This window comes from Isoptericola sp. NPDC056605 (assembly GCF_042792795.1).
GTDB lineage: Bacteria > Actinomycetota > Actinomycetes > Actinomycetales > Cellulomonadaceae > Isoptericola.
Map to the genome: position 1 here is coordinate 97,079 of NZ_JBHTVT010000009.1, position 17,036 is coordinate 114,114.

15 protein-coding genes are annotated in these 17,036 nt (G+C 74.1%); 9 read left to right on the plus strand and 6 right to left on the minus strand.

Annotated elements, in window-relative coordinates; translation table 11 throughout:
• Window positions 1-2: 2 nt before the first annotated feature.
• Entirely contained in the window at window positions 3-1,484 is a 1,482-nt protein-coding gene (locus ACFQ8Y_RS11360; RefSeq protein ID WP_430551958.1) for an MFS transporter, read from the minus strand.
• Between the two features lie 951 nt (window positions 1,485-2,435).
• On the opposite strand from ACFQ8Y_RS11360, the gene ACFQ8Y_RS11365 reads away from it, so the two are divergent.
• Window positions 2,436-3,425 (plus strand): hypothetical protein, encoded by a 990-nt coding sequence (locus tag ACFQ8Y_RS11365; RefSeq protein ID WP_430585513.1) that lies wholly within the window; start codon window positions 2,436-2,438, stop codon window positions 3,423-3,425.
• 60 nt (window positions 3,426-3,485) lie between these two features.
• Here the strand turns inward: ACFQ8Y_RS11365 and ACFQ8Y_RS11370 are convergent, their stop codons facing one another.
• Window positions 3,486-6,383 carry an AAA family ATPase gene (locus ACFQ8Y_RS11370; protein ID WP_430585514.1) on the minus strand — a complete coding sequence of 966 codons (2,898 nt, stop codon included), beginning with the start codon at window positions 6,381-6,383 and terminating at the stop codon, window positions 3,486-3,488.
• 139 nt (window positions 6,384-6,522) lie between these two features.
• Between ACFQ8Y_RS11370 and ACFQ8Y_RS11375 the strand changes: the two genes are divergently transcribed.
• From ACFQ8Y_RS11375 to ACFQ8Y_RS11400, 6 genes are all read left to right on the plus strand, one after another.
• Entirely contained in the window at window positions 6,523-6,768 is a 246-nt protein-coding gene (locus ACFQ8Y_RS11375; protein WP_430585515.1) for a hypothetical protein, read from the plus strand.
• 200 nt (window positions 6,769-6,968) lie between these two features.
• Window positions 6,969-8,483, plus strand: coding sequence for a sugar ABC transporter ATP-binding protein (locus tag ACFQ8Y_RS11380; RefSeq protein ID WP_430551962.1), 1,515 nt, complete (start codon window positions 6,969-6,971; stop codon window positions 8,481-8,483).
• On the plus strand, window positions 8,480-9,511 hold the full coding sequence (locus ACFQ8Y_RS11385) for an ABC transporter permease (protein WP_430551963.1): 1,032 nt from the start codon (window positions 8,480-8,482) through the stop codon (window positions 9,509-9,511). Before ACFQ8Y_RS11380 ends, ACFQ8Y_RS11385 begins: the two co-directional genes overlap by 4 nt.
• Entirely contained in the window at window positions 9,508-10,557 is a 1,050-nt protein-coding gene (locus ACFQ8Y_RS11390; RefSeq protein ID WP_430551964.1) for an ABC transporter permease, read from the plus strand. Before ACFQ8Y_RS11385 ends, ACFQ8Y_RS11390 begins: the two co-directional genes overlap by 4 nt.
• The gene (gene rhaS / locus ACFQ8Y_RS11395; RefSeq protein WP_430562458.1) at window positions 10,554-11,600 is read left to right on the plus strand and encodes a rhamnose ABC transporter substrate-binding protein; all 1,047 of its coding nucleotides are present in this window, start codon (window positions 10,554-10,556) and stop codon (window positions 11,598-11,600) included. Before ACFQ8Y_RS11390 ends, rhaS begins: the two co-directional genes overlap by 4 nt.
• A gap of 60 nt (window positions 11,601-11,660) precedes the next feature.
• Window positions 11,661-12,275, plus strand: coding sequence for a TetR/AcrR family transcriptional regulator (locus ACFQ8Y_RS11400; RefSeq protein WP_430551966.1), 615 nt, complete (start codon window positions 11,661-11,663; stop codon window positions 12,273-12,275).
• 53 nt (window positions 12,276-12,328) lie between these two features.
• Here the strand turns inward: ACFQ8Y_RS11400 and ACFQ8Y_RS11405 are convergent, their stop codons facing one another.
• On the minus strand, window positions 12,329-13,426 hold the full coding sequence (locus tag ACFQ8Y_RS11405) for a Gfo/Idh/MocA family protein (RefSeq protein WP_430585516.1): 1,098 nt from the start codon (window positions 13,424-13,426) through the stop codon (window positions 12,329-12,331).
• Complete coding sequence (locus tag ACFQ8Y_RS11410) at window positions 13,423-14,223, minus strand: sugar phosphate isomerase/epimerase family protein (protein ID WP_430585517.1); 801 nt, start codon at window positions 14,221-14,223, stop codon at window positions 13,423-13,425. The genes ACFQ8Y_RS11405 and ACFQ8Y_RS11410 overlap by 4 nt, the downstream gene beginning before the upstream one ends.
• A 203-nt stretch (window positions 14,224-14,426) precedes the next feature.
• On the opposite strand from ACFQ8Y_RS11410, the gene ACFQ8Y_RS11415 reads away from it, so the two are divergent.
• Entirely contained in the window at window positions 14,427-15,065 is a 639-nt protein-coding gene (locus tag ACFQ8Y_RS11415) for a dihydrofolate reductase family protein (RefSeq protein ID WP_430562455.1), read from the plus strand.
• A 21-nt stretch (window positions 15,066-15,086) separates the two neighbouring features.
• On the opposite strand, the gene arfB is transcribed toward ACFQ8Y_RS11415, so the two are convergent.
• Together arfB and bsh are read right to left on the minus strand one after the other, a co-directional pair.
• Window positions 15,087-15,524 carry an alternative ribosome rescue aminoacyl-tRNA hydrolase ArfB gene (arfB, locus tag ACFQ8Y_RS11420; protein ID WP_430585518.1) on the minus strand — a complete coding sequence of 146 codons (438 nt, stop codon included), beginning with the start codon at window positions 15,522-15,524 and terminating at the stop codon, window positions 15,087-15,089.
• A gap of 58 nt (window positions 15,525-15,582) precedes the next feature.
• On the minus strand, window positions 15,583-16,530 hold the full coding sequence (gene bsh / locus ACFQ8Y_RS11425) for a choloylglycine hydrolase (protein WP_430585519.1): 948 nt from the start codon (window positions 16,528-16,530) through the stop codon (window positions 15,583-15,585).
• 227 nt (window positions 16,531-16,757) lie between these two features.
• Between bsh and ACFQ8Y_RS11430 the strand changes: the two genes are divergently transcribed.
• A complete protein-coding gene (locus tag ACFQ8Y_RS11430; RefSeq protein ID WP_430585520.1) occupies window positions 16,758-16,991 on the plus strand; it encodes a hypothetical protein in 234 nt (77 codons plus the stop codon).
• Window positions 16,992-17,036 lie beyond the last annotated feature (45 nt).

Below are 17,036 nucleotides of genomic sequence, written 5' to 3' on the forward strand. Positions count from 1 at the left end.
GCTCAGTCGTCGCCCTCGCCGTCGCGCTCGGCGTCCTGCGCGGACAACGGCGTCGCCACGTCCTCCAGGGAGCGTCGCTCGGCGCCGACGCCGAGGAACATCGCCACCACCCCGCCGGCGATCATCAGCGCGGCCCCGACGTAGTACCCCACGGCGATGCCGGAGATGTCCTGCGCCTCGCTCGCCGACTCGATCAGGCGGCCGAACAGCAGCGGCCCGGTGATGCCGCCGACGGCGGTGCCGACCGCGTAGAAGAACGCGATGCACAGCGCGCGCGTCTCCATCGGGAACACCTCGCTCGCGGTGAGGTACGCGGAGCTCGCCCCCGCCGACGCGACGAAGAAGATCGCCATCCCGAAGAGGGTCAGCGTCCACGCCGTCAGGCCGCCGAGCATCAGGCCCGCGACGGCCAGCAGCACGCCGGACACGAGGTACGTCCCGGAGATCATCCGCACCCGCCCCACCTTGTCGAACAGGGGCCCGAGCGCGACCGCGCCGAGGAAGTTGCTCACCGCGAAGAGCGCGATGTAGGTGCCGGTCTGCCCCACCCCGAGGAAGGTCTGGAGGGTGTCGCCGAACGTGAAGAAGAACGCGTTGTACAGGAACGCCTGCCCCACGAACAGCGCGAGGCACAGGATCGTGCGCCGCGGGTACTCGGAGAACACGGTCCGCGCGACCCGCGCCAGGCTCACCGTGTGCCGCTGCTTCACCGTGAGGGAGCCCTCCGGCTCCGGCAGGTCCACGCCGTCCTGCTCGGCGACGCGCCGCTCGATGCCGGTGACGATCCGCTCGCTGTCCTGCTCGCGCCCGTGGATGAACAGCCAGCGCGGGCTCTCCGGCACGTTGCGCCGGACGAACAGGACGCACAGCCCGAGCACGGCCCCCAGCGCGAAGCACAGCCGCCACCCCAGCCAGGCCGGGATCAGCTCGGGGTTCAGCAGCGGGATGGTCAGCAGCGCGCCGCCCGCGGCGCCGAGCCAGTACGACCCGTTGATGGCGATGTCGATCCGACCGCGGTACTTCGCGGGGATCAGCTCGTCGATCGCGGAGTTCACCGCCGCGTACTCGCCGCCGATGCCCAGCCCCGTGACGAACCGCATCGCGAAGTAGTACAGCGGGTTCATCGAGAACGCCGTGAGCACGGTGCCGGTCAGGTACACGAGCAGCGTGAGGATGAACAGCCGCTTGCGGCCGAACCTGTCGGTGAGCTGGCCGAACACCAGGGCCCCGAGGCACGAGCCCGTCACGTACACGGCGCCGGCCAGCCCGATGTCCGCGCTCGTGAGGCCGAGCCCGGTGTCCCCCTTGAGGGCGTCGGACAGGTTGCCGACGATCGTCACCTCGAGGCCGTCGAGGATCCAGACCGTCCCCAGGCCGACGACGATCATCCAGTGCCAGCGCGCCCACGGGAGCCGGTCGAGCCGGGCGGGGATGTCGGTGGTGATGGTCCGCAGCGTCGTCGCGCCGCCCTGGGTCGAAGGCATGCTCCGTGGTACGCCGCCCCCGAGATGCACGCACGGCGACGACTTGTACGTTCGTTCACATGGTTGCTCACCCGAACGGACCACGAGGCCCGCGCGTCCGGCACCGCCGGGCGCTCCGCACCGCGAGCGCCGCGGCCCTGGCCGCACCGCTCGCCCTGACCGCCGCGGCGGCCGACGGGACGGAGGGCCGCACGGCCTCCGGCCTCGCTCCCCCGGCCTCCGCCCTCGTCACCGACGACCCCCCGGGCCCGACGGGCGGCATCGACGGCGACGCGGTGCAGTACCGGCTCCAGCACGAGGTGTCGGACGACGCACGGACCGCCTCCCCGCAGACCGACGACGCGACCCGGGTGCAGGAGGAGGACGCCGGCGACACCGTCCGCGACCGCGGGGCGTCCGCCCAGCGCCTTCCCGGGAGCCCCGACGCGCGGGCCGCCGCCGGCTGGGAGGTGCGGGTGGACGGCGGGCTCGGCACCGCGGCGATCGAGCCCGAGGAGGTCGCGCCGAACCCGGAGGACGACGGCTCCCTCTCCCTGGCCCGCGACCTCGGGCTCGGCGCCGAGCGCCGCGGGATCACGACCGACGGGGTGGTCGGGGACGGGCCGCACGGCTCGGAAGGCTCCGCGACCGGCGACTTCGACTTCTACCGCGTGGACGCGGCGCGCGGCGAGACCCTCACCGTCGACCTCGCCCCGGAGGGCGCGCTCGCGCCGAACGCGCTCCTGTACGACGCCGACGGGGAGCTGCTGGTCGGCGCGCAGGACATGACCGGCGACGGGGCCGTGCACCTGGCGCAGCGCCTCGAGACCGGCGGCACGTACTACGTCGCCGTCGGTGCGTACCTCCCGGGCGACCCCACCGACCCCGCGTCCGGGCCGGGCGTCGTCTCCGAGGGGCCGTACTCGATCGACGTCACGCTGCATGCGCGCGGGGCGGCGGACACCGACGTGTATGCGGTCCCGCTGCGCCGGGGCGACGTCGTCGGCGCGTCCGTCTCGGGCGGCGCGCCAGGTCGCGCTCCACGAGCTGGACGGCGACCTCGTGCAGTCCTCGGCGAGCGACCCCGGGCCGATCTACCCGGACGGCTCGCCGCTGCCCCGGGGCGGGAACGCCACCGCCAACCACGTCGTCGACCGGACGGGGCTCTACCTCGTCGCGGTGTCCGACGGCGCCGGCGACTACGAGCTCACCGTGGGCGCCCACCGGGCGCCGTCGGCCCGCGGCGCGCAGGAGCAGACGGTGCTGCTCGACTTCAGCGGGCCGTCGTTCGACAACCGCGTGTTCGGGGCCGCGGTCACCGATCCCGGGGTGCGCGACGTCAGCCCGATGCGCGACTTCCTGCCCCGCTGGGGCCTCACCGCGGCGGACGAGCGCGCGGTGGTGGACGCCACGACCGCGCTCGTGCGCCAGACGCTGCGCGACGAGATCCCCGGGTCGCGGGTGCGGGTGACCAACGACCGGGAGGACCCGGACCTGTGGGGCGCGCCGGGGGTGAGCCGCGTGATCGTCGGCGGCACCGTCGCCGAGGCGGGCATCATGCCGGCGTTCGGGCTCTCCGAGTCCATCGACCCCGGGAACTTCGCGCGCGAGGAGACGGCGATCGTCATGCCGGAGCTCATGAGCGGCGACCATGCCGCGTCGCTCGACCGGTTCCTCACCTCGGACAGCGACCGCGTGCAGGCCGTCTCGCAGGCGCTCGGCTACACCGCCGCCCACGAGATCGGGCACTTCGTCGGCAACTTCCACACCGACGACCACGACGTCGGCACCAGCGTCATGAACACCGGCAACCTGCTGCACATGTTCGCGGTCGGGCCCGACGGCGTCGCGGGCACCGCCGACGACGACCACGTCGCGATGCGCACCGCCCGGTACGACCGCCTGCAGGGCATCTCGGGCGTCGAGGACACCGTGAGCCGGACGGCCGTCGCCCTGCGCTGACGGACGGGCCCGCGGCGGGGCGTCGCCGGCCGGTGGTGGGGCAGGTGGTGAGGCTGGTCGTCACGGTCGGCGACGCGCCAGCCCGGACAACTCGACGCGGTTGCGCGCGCCCGTCTTCGCCAGCAGGTGCGAGACGTGGGTGCTGACGGTCTTCTCGCTGATCGTGAGCGCGTCGGCGATCTCGGCGTAGGTCCGGCCCGCGGCCACGAGGGCGAGGACCTCGCGCTCGCGCGCGGTGAGCCCGGCGACGGGGCCGGCCGGCACGTCGACCTCTCCGGCCGCGGCGGGCTCGTCGAGCGGCACGCGGGCCCGCACGGCGAGATCGCGCAGCGCGTCGGAGACAGGGACCGCGCCGAGCGCCTCCGCCGCTGCCAGACCGCGGCGCAGCAGGCGGACCCCAGGGGCCCGGGAGCCCGCGGCGAGAAAGGCCTCCGCGCCGCGCCGGCACGCGTACGCCTCCTCCCAGGCGAGCTCGCCCGCCGCCGACGTCTCGGCCGCCACGACCCAGCGCGCGCCGTCGTCGGCCCCTCGGACGCGCGCCGCCTCGGCGGCGACGAGCGCCTCGAGCGCGGTGACCTGCGCCTCCCCCAGGGGCGTCGACGGCCCGACGTCGCGGACGACGCGCGGGAAGCGTGCCTCGAAGGCCTCGCCCCGGCGGGCGACGGCGTCGCGCGAGCCGGGGCGCCCGGTCCGCGCCGCGTCCGCCAGGTCGGCGAGAGCGCGCAGAGCGAGCGGCACGAGCCACTCGGACATGGTCGGCACCGGGCCCTCGCGTGTCAGGCCCCGCAGCGCCGCGTCGTACGCCCGCTCCGCGTCGCCGCCGGCGAGGTGGACCTCCGCGCGGACCGTGTCGAACTGGAACGCGACGAAGTCCCCCAGCTCGGCGAACCGCTCGTCGGCCCGCGCGAGGTGCGCGGCGGCCTCCTCCGGGCGTCCCTGCAGGGCCGCCAGCCGCGCGGCGACGATGCGCGCCTTGACGTCGGCGAGCGGGCCCGGGTCCGCCGCGAGCGCGTCGCGGAGCCGGTCGACCGCGCGACGCCAGTCCCCGACGGCCAGCCAGCTGTCCGCCTCGTCCGCCGACATCACCGCCGAGTACGTGTGCGGCGCCCCGAGCGCGACCATCCGCTCGCGGTACCGGCGCAGGCCCTCCGCGTACGTCCTCGAGCTCCCCACCTCGACCGCGTTCAGCCGCCACGCGACGGCGTGGACGTACGCCCACCAGTTCCGGACCCGGGCCGCGACCTCGACCGCCTCGCCCCCGTACGCGATGCCGGCCGTGGCGTCCGCCGCGAACACCGCGAGCATCGCCGCCGCCGTGAGCGCGTAGGTGAGCGACTCGTCGTCGCCGGCCGCCCGCGCGATCTCGATCGCTCTCGGCGCGAGCGGTTCCAGCCCCTCGACGCCGTGCCAGGTGCCGGAGTGCACGAGCTCGGCGAGGGCGAGCGCGTGGGCGCCGCTGCGCGGCTGCGCCTCCGACAGCCGCACCGCCTCGCGCACCACCGCGACGTTCATGAAGTCCCGGCCGGTCGAGTACTCGAGGTGCACGCGGCGCACGAGCAGCCGCGCGACGGACAAGGGCTCGGCGACCGGGTCGACCGCGCCCAGCAGCGCGTCGACCGCCGCGAGCTCGGCGTCGAACAGCCCGGCGTCCTTCGCGGCCGTCCGGGACCGCTCGAGCAGGTCGCGCCGCGACTCCGCCGGCGACTCCTGCTGGGGATGCAGGTCGAGGGCGCGCGCCAGCAGCCGCTGCTGCTCGGCGGCCCCGCCCCCGGCGCCCGCGACGTCCGCCGCGCGCAGGGCCGCCGCGTAGGCGCCCGCCGCGTCCCCGGCCCGGTAGGCGTGATCGGCGAGGGAGACGACATCGCGCACGTCGTCGCCGCCGGCCCGGTGCCCCCCGGCGACCGCCTCGGCCGCGAGCGCCGCGCACCGCCCGTGCAGCAGGTGCCTGCGGGAGTCGTCCAACGACCGCTCGAGGACCTCCGCGCTCAGCGGGTGCCGGAACCACGCCGCCCCGTGGGCCCCTGACGCCAGGAGTCCTGCGGAGACGCCCTCGGCCAGCCCGGCACGCACCGCGTCGACGGGGACGCCGCACACCCGGGCGAGCGCGTCCGGTTGGGCCGGCGCCCCCACCACGGCCAGCCCCTCGGCCACGGCCCGATCCCCCGGCCCGAGGCGGTACCAGGCCGCCACCACCGCGTCGCGCAGGTCCTCGGAGTACGCGTCCGGCAGGTGCCGGGCGTCCGGGGCCAGCCCGTCGGCGAGCAACCTGGTGAAATACGGGTTGCCGTGGCTGCGGGCGTACACGTCCTCGACGAGCGACTCGTGCGGAGGGGCGCCGAGCAGCGCCGCGAGCTGCGTCGCGGTGGCGACCCGGTCCAGCAGCCCCAGCCGCAGCTCCGTGCAGCCCGGCATCCGGCGCACGTCGGCGAGCCACCGCCGCACGCGCTGCCCGTGCGGGTCCTCGCCGCTGCGCACCGTGGCGACGATCCGCCGCGCCGCGCGGCGCGGCGCCCCGACGAGGTACAGGAGGACGTCCAGGGTGCTGCTGTCCGCCCACTGCAGGTCGTCCACGAAGAGCACCACGGGCCCGGCGTGGTCCAGCCCGTCGAGCCACGCGTCGAGGCGCACCGGCGCGGCCGCGTCGTCGAGGTCGGGCGGCGGGGGCGCGTCCACGCCCGCGGCGGCGCCGTCGCCGAGCGCCGTCCGCAGCGGCAGGTACGGGATCGAGATCGCGTCCAGGGGCAGACAGGGCGCGTGGAGCGTGACGAGCGGGTGAGATCGCGCGGCGGCACGGATCGCGGCCTCCACGAGCACCGTCTTGCCGACGCCGGCGTCGCCCTCGACGAGGACGGCCCGCGGAGCATCGTCCGCCGTCGTGACCAGCAGGGACGACAGGCGGGAGAGCTCCGGCTCACGCCCGACGATCGTCGTCGTCGACGGTCCGGCGGTCCCGGCCATGCCTCCAGGATGGCACCGCCGCGCGGGGCTCAGGGGGTGAGGTCCTGATCTCAGGGACCGATCCCGATGCCCCGCGGCAGGCGCGGCCCGGACGATCGCGGCAACGGCACCTTCTGCCGCTACCCCCTGGAGGCCCGTCATGTCCACCCATCGCCTCGCCCCGGCCGTGCCCGCCGGCCTGATCGTCGTCGGCCTGATCGTCGCCGCCGTGCTCCTGCCCGCACCGGCCGGCGCCGACGAGATCGGCGCCGGACCGACCACCTCGCCCCCCGGCTGCGCCCTGGAGCGCGTCGACGACCAGCTCGTGCGCTGCGACGAGCTCACCGGCGCGGGCGTCCCGGCGCCCGGTTCCGTCCCGGAGTGGAGCCCCGGCTCGCTCCGCTGACACCCCCGGCGACGGCGGCCGCCCCGGGAGGGCGGCCGTCGTCGTGCCCGGCGGGGGCGGGCGGGACCCGGTGTCACGACATCGACACGATCCGCAGCGGCGCGTTGACGCTGCGCACCGGGGCGAATAGCGTGCTGTGGCAGGCACTTTGAATCGTTTTTAGGCATCGCTCGCGACAACGACGTCGGAGGGAGTGGCCCATGGCGAGCCCACCCGAGGGGCCCGTGCTCGAGCTGCGGGACGTGCGCAAGTCGTTCGGACCCGTCGTCGCGCTGCGCTCCGGCGCGCTGAGCGTCGACGCCGGGTCGATCCACGCCCTCGTCGGCGAGAACGGCGCCGGCAAGTCGACCCTGGTGAAGATCCTGTCCGGCCTGTACCGCCGCGACGCGGGCACGTTCCGGCTGCACGGGCACGACGTCGACTTCACCACCACGGCCGAGGCGAGGGCGGCGGGGGTCGCGGTGATCTACCAGGAGCCCACCCTGTTCCCGGACCTCAGCGTCATGGAGAACATCTTCATGGGCCGTCACCCGCTGCGGACCGGACGCCGGGTCGACCGCCGGGCGATGCGCGACGACGCCGCCGCGCTGTTCGCCCGGCTCGGCGTCTCCCTCGACCCCCTGCGCCCCGCGGAGGGCCTGTCGATCGCCGACCAGCAGATCATCGAGATCGCCAAGGCCATCTCCCTCGACGCGAGCGTGCTCGTCATGGACGAGCCCACCGCGGCGCTGTCCGGGCACGAGGTGCGCCGGCTGTTCCAGGTCGCCCGCGGTCTGCGCGACGAGGGCCGGGCCCTGGTGTTCATCTCCCACCGCCTCGACGAGGTCTTCGACCTGTGCGACGCGGTGACCGTGCTGCGCGACGGCGAGTACGTCGCCACCGCGGCGGTCGACGCCACCACGGTCACCGAGGTCGTGACGCACATGGTCGGCCGCACCGTCGACGACCTGTACCCGAAGGTCCCCGCGCCGATCGGCGACGTCCGGCTGGAGGTCCGCGGCCTGCAGCGCGCGGGCGTTTTCCACGACGTGTCGTTCGACGTCCGGGCCGGGGAGATCGTCGCCCTCGCCGGGCTCGTCGGCGCGGGCCGCAGCGAGATCGCCCGGGCGGTGTTCGGCGTGGATCCCTACGACGCCGGCAGCGTCCGGCTCGACGGCCGCCCGGTACCTCCGCGCAGCCCGCGCGCGGCCGTCCGGGCCGGGATGGCCCTGGTCCCGGAGGACCGCCGCCAGCAGGGCCTGGTCACGGACTCGACGGTCGCACGGAACGTCACCGCCGTGATCCGGTCCCGGATCGCCCGGCTCGGGATGCTCACCTCGCGGCGCGAGAGCGACGCCGCCGCGCCCTGGGCGTCGCGGCTGGAGGTCAAGACGAACGCGCTGGACATGCACGGCAGCACGATGAGCGGCGGGAACCAGCAGAAGGTCGTGATCGCCAAGTGGCTCGCGACCACGCCGACCCTGCTCATCATCGACGAGCCCACGCGCGGCATCGACGTCGGGACCAAGGCCGAGGTGCACCGCCTGCTCTCGGAGCTCGCCGGGCAGGGCATGGCGATCCTCATGATCTCCTCGGAGCTGCCGGAGGTGCTCGGCATGGCCGACCGCGTGCTCGTCGTCGCGGAGGGCCGCGTCACCGCCGACCTGTCGCGCGACGAGGCCACCCCCGAGGGCGTCATGCACGCCGCCACCGCGACCCTGGAGCACCAGCCGTGACCGAGCAGCTGGTGGAGCCCAGCCGCCTCTCCCCCGCCCGTCGCGCCTGGCGCACGGTGCGCCGCTCCCGCGAGCTCGCCATCGCGCTCGTCCTGCTCGCCGTGATCGCGGCCGCGACCGCCGCGAACGACAGCTTCCTGCTCAGCCCGAACAGCTGGCGCGACCTGCTCCTCACGCCGTCGGTGCTGGTGGTGCTCGCGGTGGGCCAGGCGGTCGTGATCATCACCCGCAACGTCGACCTGTCGGTGGGCTCGATCCTGGCGCTCACCGCCTACCTCAGCGGGCGGCTGTTCATCGCCAACCCGGACCTCCCGGTGCCGGTGGTGTTCCTCGTGGCCATGCTCGCGGGCGCCGCTCTCGGCCTCGTGAACGGGCTGCTCGTGGGCCTCGGGCGCGTGCCCGCCCTCGTGATCACCCTCGGCACGCTGTACGTGTACCGGGGCGTCGTCCTCACCTGGGCCGGCAGCGACCGGGTCAACGCGTCCGACCTGCCCGGCACGTTCCTCGCCCTCGGGACGCGGACCGTGCTGACGGTGCCCGTCCTGGCGGTGGTCGCGCTCGTCGTGCTCGCCGCCGTGGGCTATTACCTGCACACGGCCCGCGGCGGCCGCGAGCTGTACGCGATCGGGTCCGAGCCCGAGGCCGCGGTGCTGTACGGGCTGCCCGTCCGCCGCCGGGTGATCGGCGCGTTCGTGCTCTCGGGCGCGCTGGCCGGGCTCGCCGGGATCATGTTCGCGGCCCGCTACGGCACGATCAGCTCCGGGGCGGGCCTCGGCACGGAGCTGCAGGCGGTCGCCGCCGCGGTCATCGGCGGGGTCGCCATCTTCGGCGGCAGCGGCACCGTCTGGGGCGCCGCCCTGGGCGCCGTCCTGCTCGTCACGATCAACCGCGCCCTGCCGATCCTCGGCATCCCCGACTTCTGGCAGCAGGCCGTGGTCGGCGTCCTGATCATCGGCGCGATCGTGCTCGACCGGCTGCTCGCGAACCGCACGGCCCGCCGCCTCGTCCGCGCGAGGGACGCCCGATGACGGCCCCGGGACGCCCCGAGCAGGCCGGGCGCACGTACGCCGCCCACGCCCGACCCTGGTGGCAGCGCGCCCTGCTCACCCGCGAGGCGGGGATCATCGTCCTGCTCGTGGTGGTCGTCGCGCTCTCGCTCCAGTACGTGGACAACTTCCGCAGCCCGCTGACGCTCCCCTACCTCGTGCTGGACACCGCGCCGATCCTGCTCATCGCGCTGCCGATGACGCTCGTGATCATCACCGGCGAGATCGACCTGTCGGTCGCCTCCGTGGTGGGGCTCTCCAGCGTGACCGTCGGCCTCCTGGTCGAGGCGGGCTGGTCGGTGCCGGCCGCCGCCGGTACCGCGCTGCTCGTGGGCGTGGCGTGCGGCGCCCTCAACGGCTTCCTCGTCGCGTTCGTCGGGCTGCCCTCGCTCGCCGTGACGATCGGCACGCTCGCCCTGTACCGCGGCGTCGCCGTGGGGCTGCTGGGCACCAAGGCCGTCACGGACTTCCCCGAGCGCTGGACGGACCTCGCGACCGCCCGGCTCGGGGACACCCAGCTCCCGGTGGTCCTGGTGCCGATCGTCGTGCTGGCCGCCGTCTTCGTCGTCCTGCTGCACTTCACGCCGTTCGGCCGCGGGGTCTACGACATCGGCCTCAGCCCCGACACCGCGCGGTTCAGCGGCGTGGGCGTGGCCCGGACCAAGCTCCTGCTCTTCGTCCTCACCGGCGCGGTCGCCGCCTTCGCGGGGGTGTTCTTCACCCTCCGCTACGGCAGCGCGCGCGGCGACAACGCCACGGGCATGGAGCTGCAGGTGGTCGCGGCCGTCCTGCTCGGCGGCGTGTCGATCTTCGGCGGCCGGGGCGCGCTGCACGGGGTGCTCGCCGGCGTGCTGCTCATCGGCGTCGTCTCGAGCGCCCTGCGGCTGGAGAGCGTCACCGTCAACGTCATCAACATCATCATCGGCGCGCTCCTCGTGCTGTCGGTGATCTCCCCGAGCGTCACCGCCTGGATCGTCCGGCGTCGACGCCCGACCACCCTGCGGCCCGTCGGAAAGGAAGAACGATGAAGCTCACGAACCAGCGGTCGGCCGCCCTCGCGGCCCTCGCGATGACCGCGGCCCTGGCCCTCGCCGGATGCTCCTCCGGGGGCGACGACGGCGGCGGGGGCGGCGGTGAGAGCGGCGGCGGCGGGGGCGGCGACGTGTCGGTCGTCATGCTGCCGAAGAACCTCGGCAACCCCTACTTCGACACCAGCACGAAGGGTGCGAAGGCCGCCACGGACGAGTTCGGCGGCTCCTTCTCGGAGGTCGGGCCGGACACCGCCACGCCCGACGCGCAGGTGCCCTTCATCAACACCGCGGCCCAGCAGGGCACCCAGGCGCTCATCGTGTCGGCCAACGACCCGAAGGCGATCTGCGACGCGCTCGACGAGGCCCGGCAGGCCGGCACGAAGGTCGTGACCTTCGACTCCGACACCGACCCCGCGTGCCGTGACCTGTTCGTCAACCAGGCCTCTGCCGAGGGCATCGCCGAGGTACAGGTCGACATGATCGCCGAGCAGATCGGCGACGCCGGCGAGGTCGCCATCCTCTCCGCCAGCGCGAACGCCACGAACCAGAACGCGTGGATCGAGCTCATGGAGAAGGACCTGGCCGACAACCACCCGGACATCACCCTGGTCGACACCGTCTACGGCAACGACGACGACCAGACCTCGTTCGACAAGACGGCGGCGCTGCTGCAGTCGCACCCGGACCTCAAGGGCATCATCTCGCCCACCACCGTGGGCATCGCCGCGGCGGCCCGGTACGTGTCGACGTCGGACGCGAAGGGCAAGGTCGCCGTCACCGGCCTGGGGACGCCGAACCAGATGCGCGAGTACGTCAAGGACGGCACGGTCACCGAGTTCGCGCTCTGGAACCCGGAGGACCTCGGGTACCTCGCCGCGTTCGCGGCGGACGCCATGGTCGAGGGCACCATCACCGGGGCCGAGGGCGACTCCTTCACCGCCGGCAAGCTCGGCGACTTCACCGTCGACGCCGACGCGACCGTGCTGCTCGGCGACCCCTACCGGTTCAACAAGGACAACATCGACGACTTCGACTTCTGACGGTTCGGGGCCTGTCGGCCGGCCCGACGGCCGGTCGCCCACGCCGGGTAGGTTGGCGGCGTGGGCGGACCGGGCGGGGCAGACGACGAGGCGCCCCGGCGCGGCTACGCGAAGGGGGCGGCGCGCCGGGCACAGATCCTGGACCAGGTGCTCCGGATGGTCGCGGAGCACGGGGTCGACGCGTCGTCGCTGCGGTCCGTCGCCGACGCGGTCGGCGTCTCGCACGCCACGCTGCGGCACTATTTCCCGTCGCGCGACGACCTGCTCGTCGCCGTCTACCACGAGCACGAGGTCCAGCGGAGCGACGCCGGCGGGCCGCCGTCCTCGGCGGTCGGCGGGATGCGCGAGAGCGCCGTCCTCAACCGCGAGGTGCCCGGCCTCGTCCAGCTCTACACGACCCTCGCCGGCGACGCCGCGGGCGCGGGCCATCCGGTGACGCGCGAGTTCTTCCGCGAGCGCTTCGCCCGCCTGCGGGCCGAGCTGTCCGACCAGGTCCGCGCCGACCAGGAGGCGGGCCGCATCGACCCCGCCGTCGACGCCGGGGACCTCGCCGCGCTGGCGATCGCCGCGTCCGACGGCATCCAGGTGCAGTGGCTGCTCGACCCCGACGCCGTGGACGGCGCGCGCGTGCTCGAGCTGCTCGAGCGGCTGGTGCCGCCCCCGCCGGAGGTCTGACGCGACGAGGGGCCGGGTCCCGCAGGACCCGGCCCCTCGGCGTGACGGCGAGGTCAGAAGGTCGACGCCGCCGGGTCGAAGTCCTCCGCCAGCGGCGGCGGCGCGTCGACCGTGGACGCGACGTCGATCGCCGTCCCGGACTCCGCGGCGTCGCGGATCGCGAGGAGCACGTCGAGCACGTGCAGCGCGACGGCACCGGACGCCCGCTCGGGCCGCCCCTCCCGGATCGCGCGGGCCAGCTCGACGACGCCGGTGCCGCGGCCCCAGGTGGATCCGGTGGCGGGGACGGTCTCGGGCTCGTCCTGCCCGTAGCGCCACAGGGTGGAGTCGCCGTCGAACACGTTCGGGTCGGGCAGCACGATCGTGCCCGTCGTGCCGTTGATCTCGACGAACCCGGCGCGCGGCAGGGCGTGCTGGAACGAGAACGTCGACTGCGCCGACTGCCCGCCGCGGAACTGGATCAGCGCCGCGTGGTGGGTCGGCACCTCGACGGGGAACGTCGCGCCGGCACGCGGGCCGGACGCGATCGTGCGCTTCTCGAGCGACTTCGACGACACCGCCTGGACGCGGGACGCCGCCCCCAGCGCGTGCACGAGCGTCGTGACGTAGTAGGGCCCCATGTCGAACAGCGGGCCCGCGCCCGTCGCGTACAGGAAGTCGGGGTCCGGGTGCCATGCCTCGGGGCCCGGGACGTGGAACATCGTCGTCGCCGTCAGGGGCTCGCCGATGTCCCCGCGGGCGATGGCGCGCAGCGCGGACTGGATGCCCGCGCCGAGCACGGTGTCCGGGGCGCACGCGACGCGCAGCCCCTTCGCCTCGGCGGCGGCCAGCAGGGCGGCGGCGGACGCGTGGTCGGTCGCGATCGGCTTCTCGCTCCACACGTGCTTGCCGGCGGCGACGATCTGGTGCCCGACCTCGGCGTGCACCGCCGGGATCGTCAGGTTGACGACGATCTCGATGTCGTCGCGGGCCAGCAGCTCCTCCACCGTGCCCGACGCCGGGACGCCGTAGGCCTCCGCCTGCGCGCCGGCCCGGTCGAGCAGCACGTCGGCGACCATGCGGACCTCGACGTCGGCGAACTTCGTGAGGTTCTCGAGGTACTGCGTGGAGATGTTCCCGGCACCGATGATGCCGACACCGACGCGGCTCACCTGTCGTTCTCCTGCAGCCAGGCGAGGGACGCGGCGACGCCCTCGAAGACGTCACCCGCGTAGGAGTCGAACTCCACGACGCGGATGGCCTGCGGCGCGGCGGCGAGGATCGCCGGCACGTCGACGTCGCCCTGCCCGGCGGGCACCTGGTTCTCGTACGCGGCCTTGAGGGCGGGCGGCACCTCGAGCGCGCTCTCGCTGGAGGGCAGCACGGTCGCGATGTCGCCGGACACCTCCCCGTCCTTGACGTGGATGGCGACGACGCGGTCGCCGAGCGTCTTGAGCACGGAGGGCGCGTCGGCGCCGCCGACGGTGGCCCAGAAGGTGTCGACCTCGAGGACGGCCTCGGGGTCGAGGTGCTCGGCGAAGATCTCGAACACCGGGCGCCCGTCGACCTTGTTGGTGAACTCCCACTGGTGGTTGTGGTAGCCGAAGCGCAGGCCGTGGCCCGCCGCCCGGGCCGTCAGCTCGTTGACGCGCTCGGCGAGCTTCTTCGCGTCGTCCGCCGTCTGCCACCGCTCGGTCGGGACGAACGGGTCGATGACGATCCCGATCCCGAGGCGGGCGGCGGCCTCGAAGACGACGTCGGGCTCGGCGACGTCGATGACGGCGGCGTGGCCGGACGGCGCGGCGAGACCCGTGGCGGCGAAGGCACGCTCGAAGTCGGCGGCGCGCTCGACGAACGCGTACGGCTCGACGTGCTCGTACCCGATCTCGCGCACGCGCGCGACGGCGGCGTCCAGGTCGGCGGCGATGGCATCCCGCAGCGAGTACAGCTGCACGGACGTGATGGGCATCTGGGGCTCCTTCGCGTGGTCGGCGGTCCGACTTCCGTCGATGCCCGTACAGAAGTACGTCGCACCGCGCCGGAAGCCGTGGACGAGCCTACCCCCAAAACCTCACAGTGGAAGGTTTCTGCGCCGATGAGTTCCTCCGACCCGGGAGGTCCTTCCCGTGAGCCGGCCGACCATGTGGGCCGGACGACCTTCCGGAGGACACCATGGGACTCATCCACCTCGAGCTGTTCGCCACCCTGGACCTGGTCGCCCAGGCGCCGGGCGGCCCCGACGAGGACCCGCAGGGCTTCCCGTTCGGGGGCTGGCAGGCCCCGCTGATCGACGAGGTCGCCGGGGAGCAGATCGACGCCGCCTACGGCGAGGGGACGGACGCGCTCCTGCTGGGCCGGCGGACCTACGACATCTTCGCCGCGTACTGGCCGCACCAGAGCGGCGGCGGCCAGGACGGCGACATCGCGACCCTCTTCAACAGCATCCCGAAGTACGTGGCCTCCCGCGGCACCCCCGACCTCTCCTGGGCGGGCTCCACCCAGCTCGGCCCGGACCTGCCCGCCGCCGTGCGGGAGATCCGCGACCGCCACGAGCACGTCAGGGTCGTCGGCAGCCTGAACCTCGTGCAGACCCTCCTGCACGAGAAGCTGTTCGACCGCATCGACCTCTGGGTCCACCCCATCGTCCTGGGCGTCGGGAAGAAGGTGTTCGACGGCGGGGAGGTGCCGACGAACCTCCGGCTGCTCGAGCCCCCTGCCGCCGGCCCCAGCGGCACCGTGTACCTCCACTACGGCCTCGCCGACGGCGTGCCCGCCACGGGGGACATGGGAGCTCCGGACCGCGGCGCCTGACGACCGCCGCGGTCCGCCGGTTCAGTCCAGCGGCGGGCGCCGCATCCGCTTGACGCCCGCACGACGCTTCTTCGCGTCGATGCGCCGCTGCGCCGACCCGCGGGTCGGCCGCGTCGGGCGGCGGCGCGGCCCCGGCGGCGCGAGCGCCTCGGCGACGAGCGCCGCGAGACGGGTCCGGGCGACCTCCCGGTTGCGCAGCTGGGCGCGGTGCTGGGAGGCCGCGACCGTCACGACCCCGCGCACGGCACGGCCCGCCAGGTGCTCGAGGACCCGCGCGCGCTGCGCCTCCGTGAGCGACCTCGACTCCCCCACGTCCCACGACAGCTCGACGCGCGAGTCCGCCGTGTTCACGCCCTGACCGCCCGGACCCGACGAGCGCGAGAACCGCCAGGACAGCTCCCGCTCGGGGACGACGAGGGCCGCCGTCACGCGCAGGCCGGAGTGAGGGTCGTCGGGCACGCGTCCATCATGCCCGGTGCGTGCCCGCGAGCGCGGCCTCGACCTCGTCCACGTCGCGCTACGCCAGGACCAGGTCCGAGCCGTCGGCCGGATGGTCGGCCATCGCGACGCTGCGGATCGCCGGGTCGTCGTAGGTGTTCCAGTAGTACGTCGAGGTCTGGGAGGAGAAGAGCCCCGTGTAGATCGTGATCTCGAACTCGCCCGAGCCCATCGCGGCGCAGCCGTCGACCATCGCCACCTGCTGCAGGGTATGGAAGGCGCGGCTGACGTTCTCCGCCTCGCTCTCCCTGCCGGGGTAGTGCGCGTTGACGTACGCCGCGCGGACGAACCGGGACGGCGAGTAGTAGTCGCCGGGGATCCCGCGCATGTGCGAACCCGACCCGAACGGGCCGAGGAGCGCCCTGCCCAGCGTGACGTCCTGAGGAAACTCCGGCGAGGTGTTGAGGTAGTTGCGCAGGTTCTCGTGGTGCCAGGCGAACCCGGGTTGGTTCGTCAGCACGTCGACGTCGTCGTCGAACACGTGCATGCCGTCGCTCGTGTGCTCCACCACGATCGCCCGCGTGCCGTCGGCGACGATCCAGTGGAGCAGCGAGCTGGGGAACTTGTCGTTGATCGGCCGGTCGACGATCACCACGTCCGCGAGCGCGGCCTCGACCTCGTCCACGCTCGCGAACTGCGAGCAGACCCACAGGGGGAACTCGAACGCGGCGACGTTGTGGGCGCCGTCCACCGGGGCGGGGGCGTAGGCCGCGTATCCCGGGAAGTTGAGCCCCGCGACCGCCAGCCCCGCGGCGTTCCCGCAGTCGAAGTAGAGCGGCGTGGCCTCCTCCACGATGCCCATGCCGATGGTGGCGTGCTTGATGTCGGGCACGGCACCGAACGGCGACCTCGGCGCGAACCCGGTGGGCGTCATCACCACCTGCTGCCCATAGCCGGTCGTCCAGTCGAGGTTTCGTGCGAGGTAGACGCTGCCGTGACCGTCGGAGAACCGGATTCCCGTGCACATGTCGTGTTTCCCCTCGTCGTCGTGTCGATGCGACGTGACTGAGGCGTGCTCGCCCTTGCCGCATCGTGTCCCGTCTCGTGGCCATCGTCGCCCGCAGCGGACCGGGTCGCCCGGGGGGCGACGCACGGGGCCGCAGACGCGTTCGTCCGGTGGCGGGGTCAGGACACGTCGGCAGCAGGTCCGTCGGGCGCGAGGGTCGGCAGCCTGTACCGGGCGTACGAGCCCACGTGGATCGCGTGCAGCCCGCCGACGTGGCCGACATCCTGAGCTCTCGAATGGCCCGCCGCCATGACCGTGCGCTCGCGACGGCCGAGCTGATCGTCGCTGTATCGGCGTTGCCGTCCCATGGGAGGACCGTCGGGCGCGGAACCGACAAGGACCGCAGTGCCGATCGACCCGAACGGCGAGAGGCTCGGACCGTCTCCGGTCCGAGCCTCTCGTTCGTGTGCTGGTCGGGCTGACAGGATTTGAACCTGCGACCCCTTGACCCCCAGTTATTCCGAGCA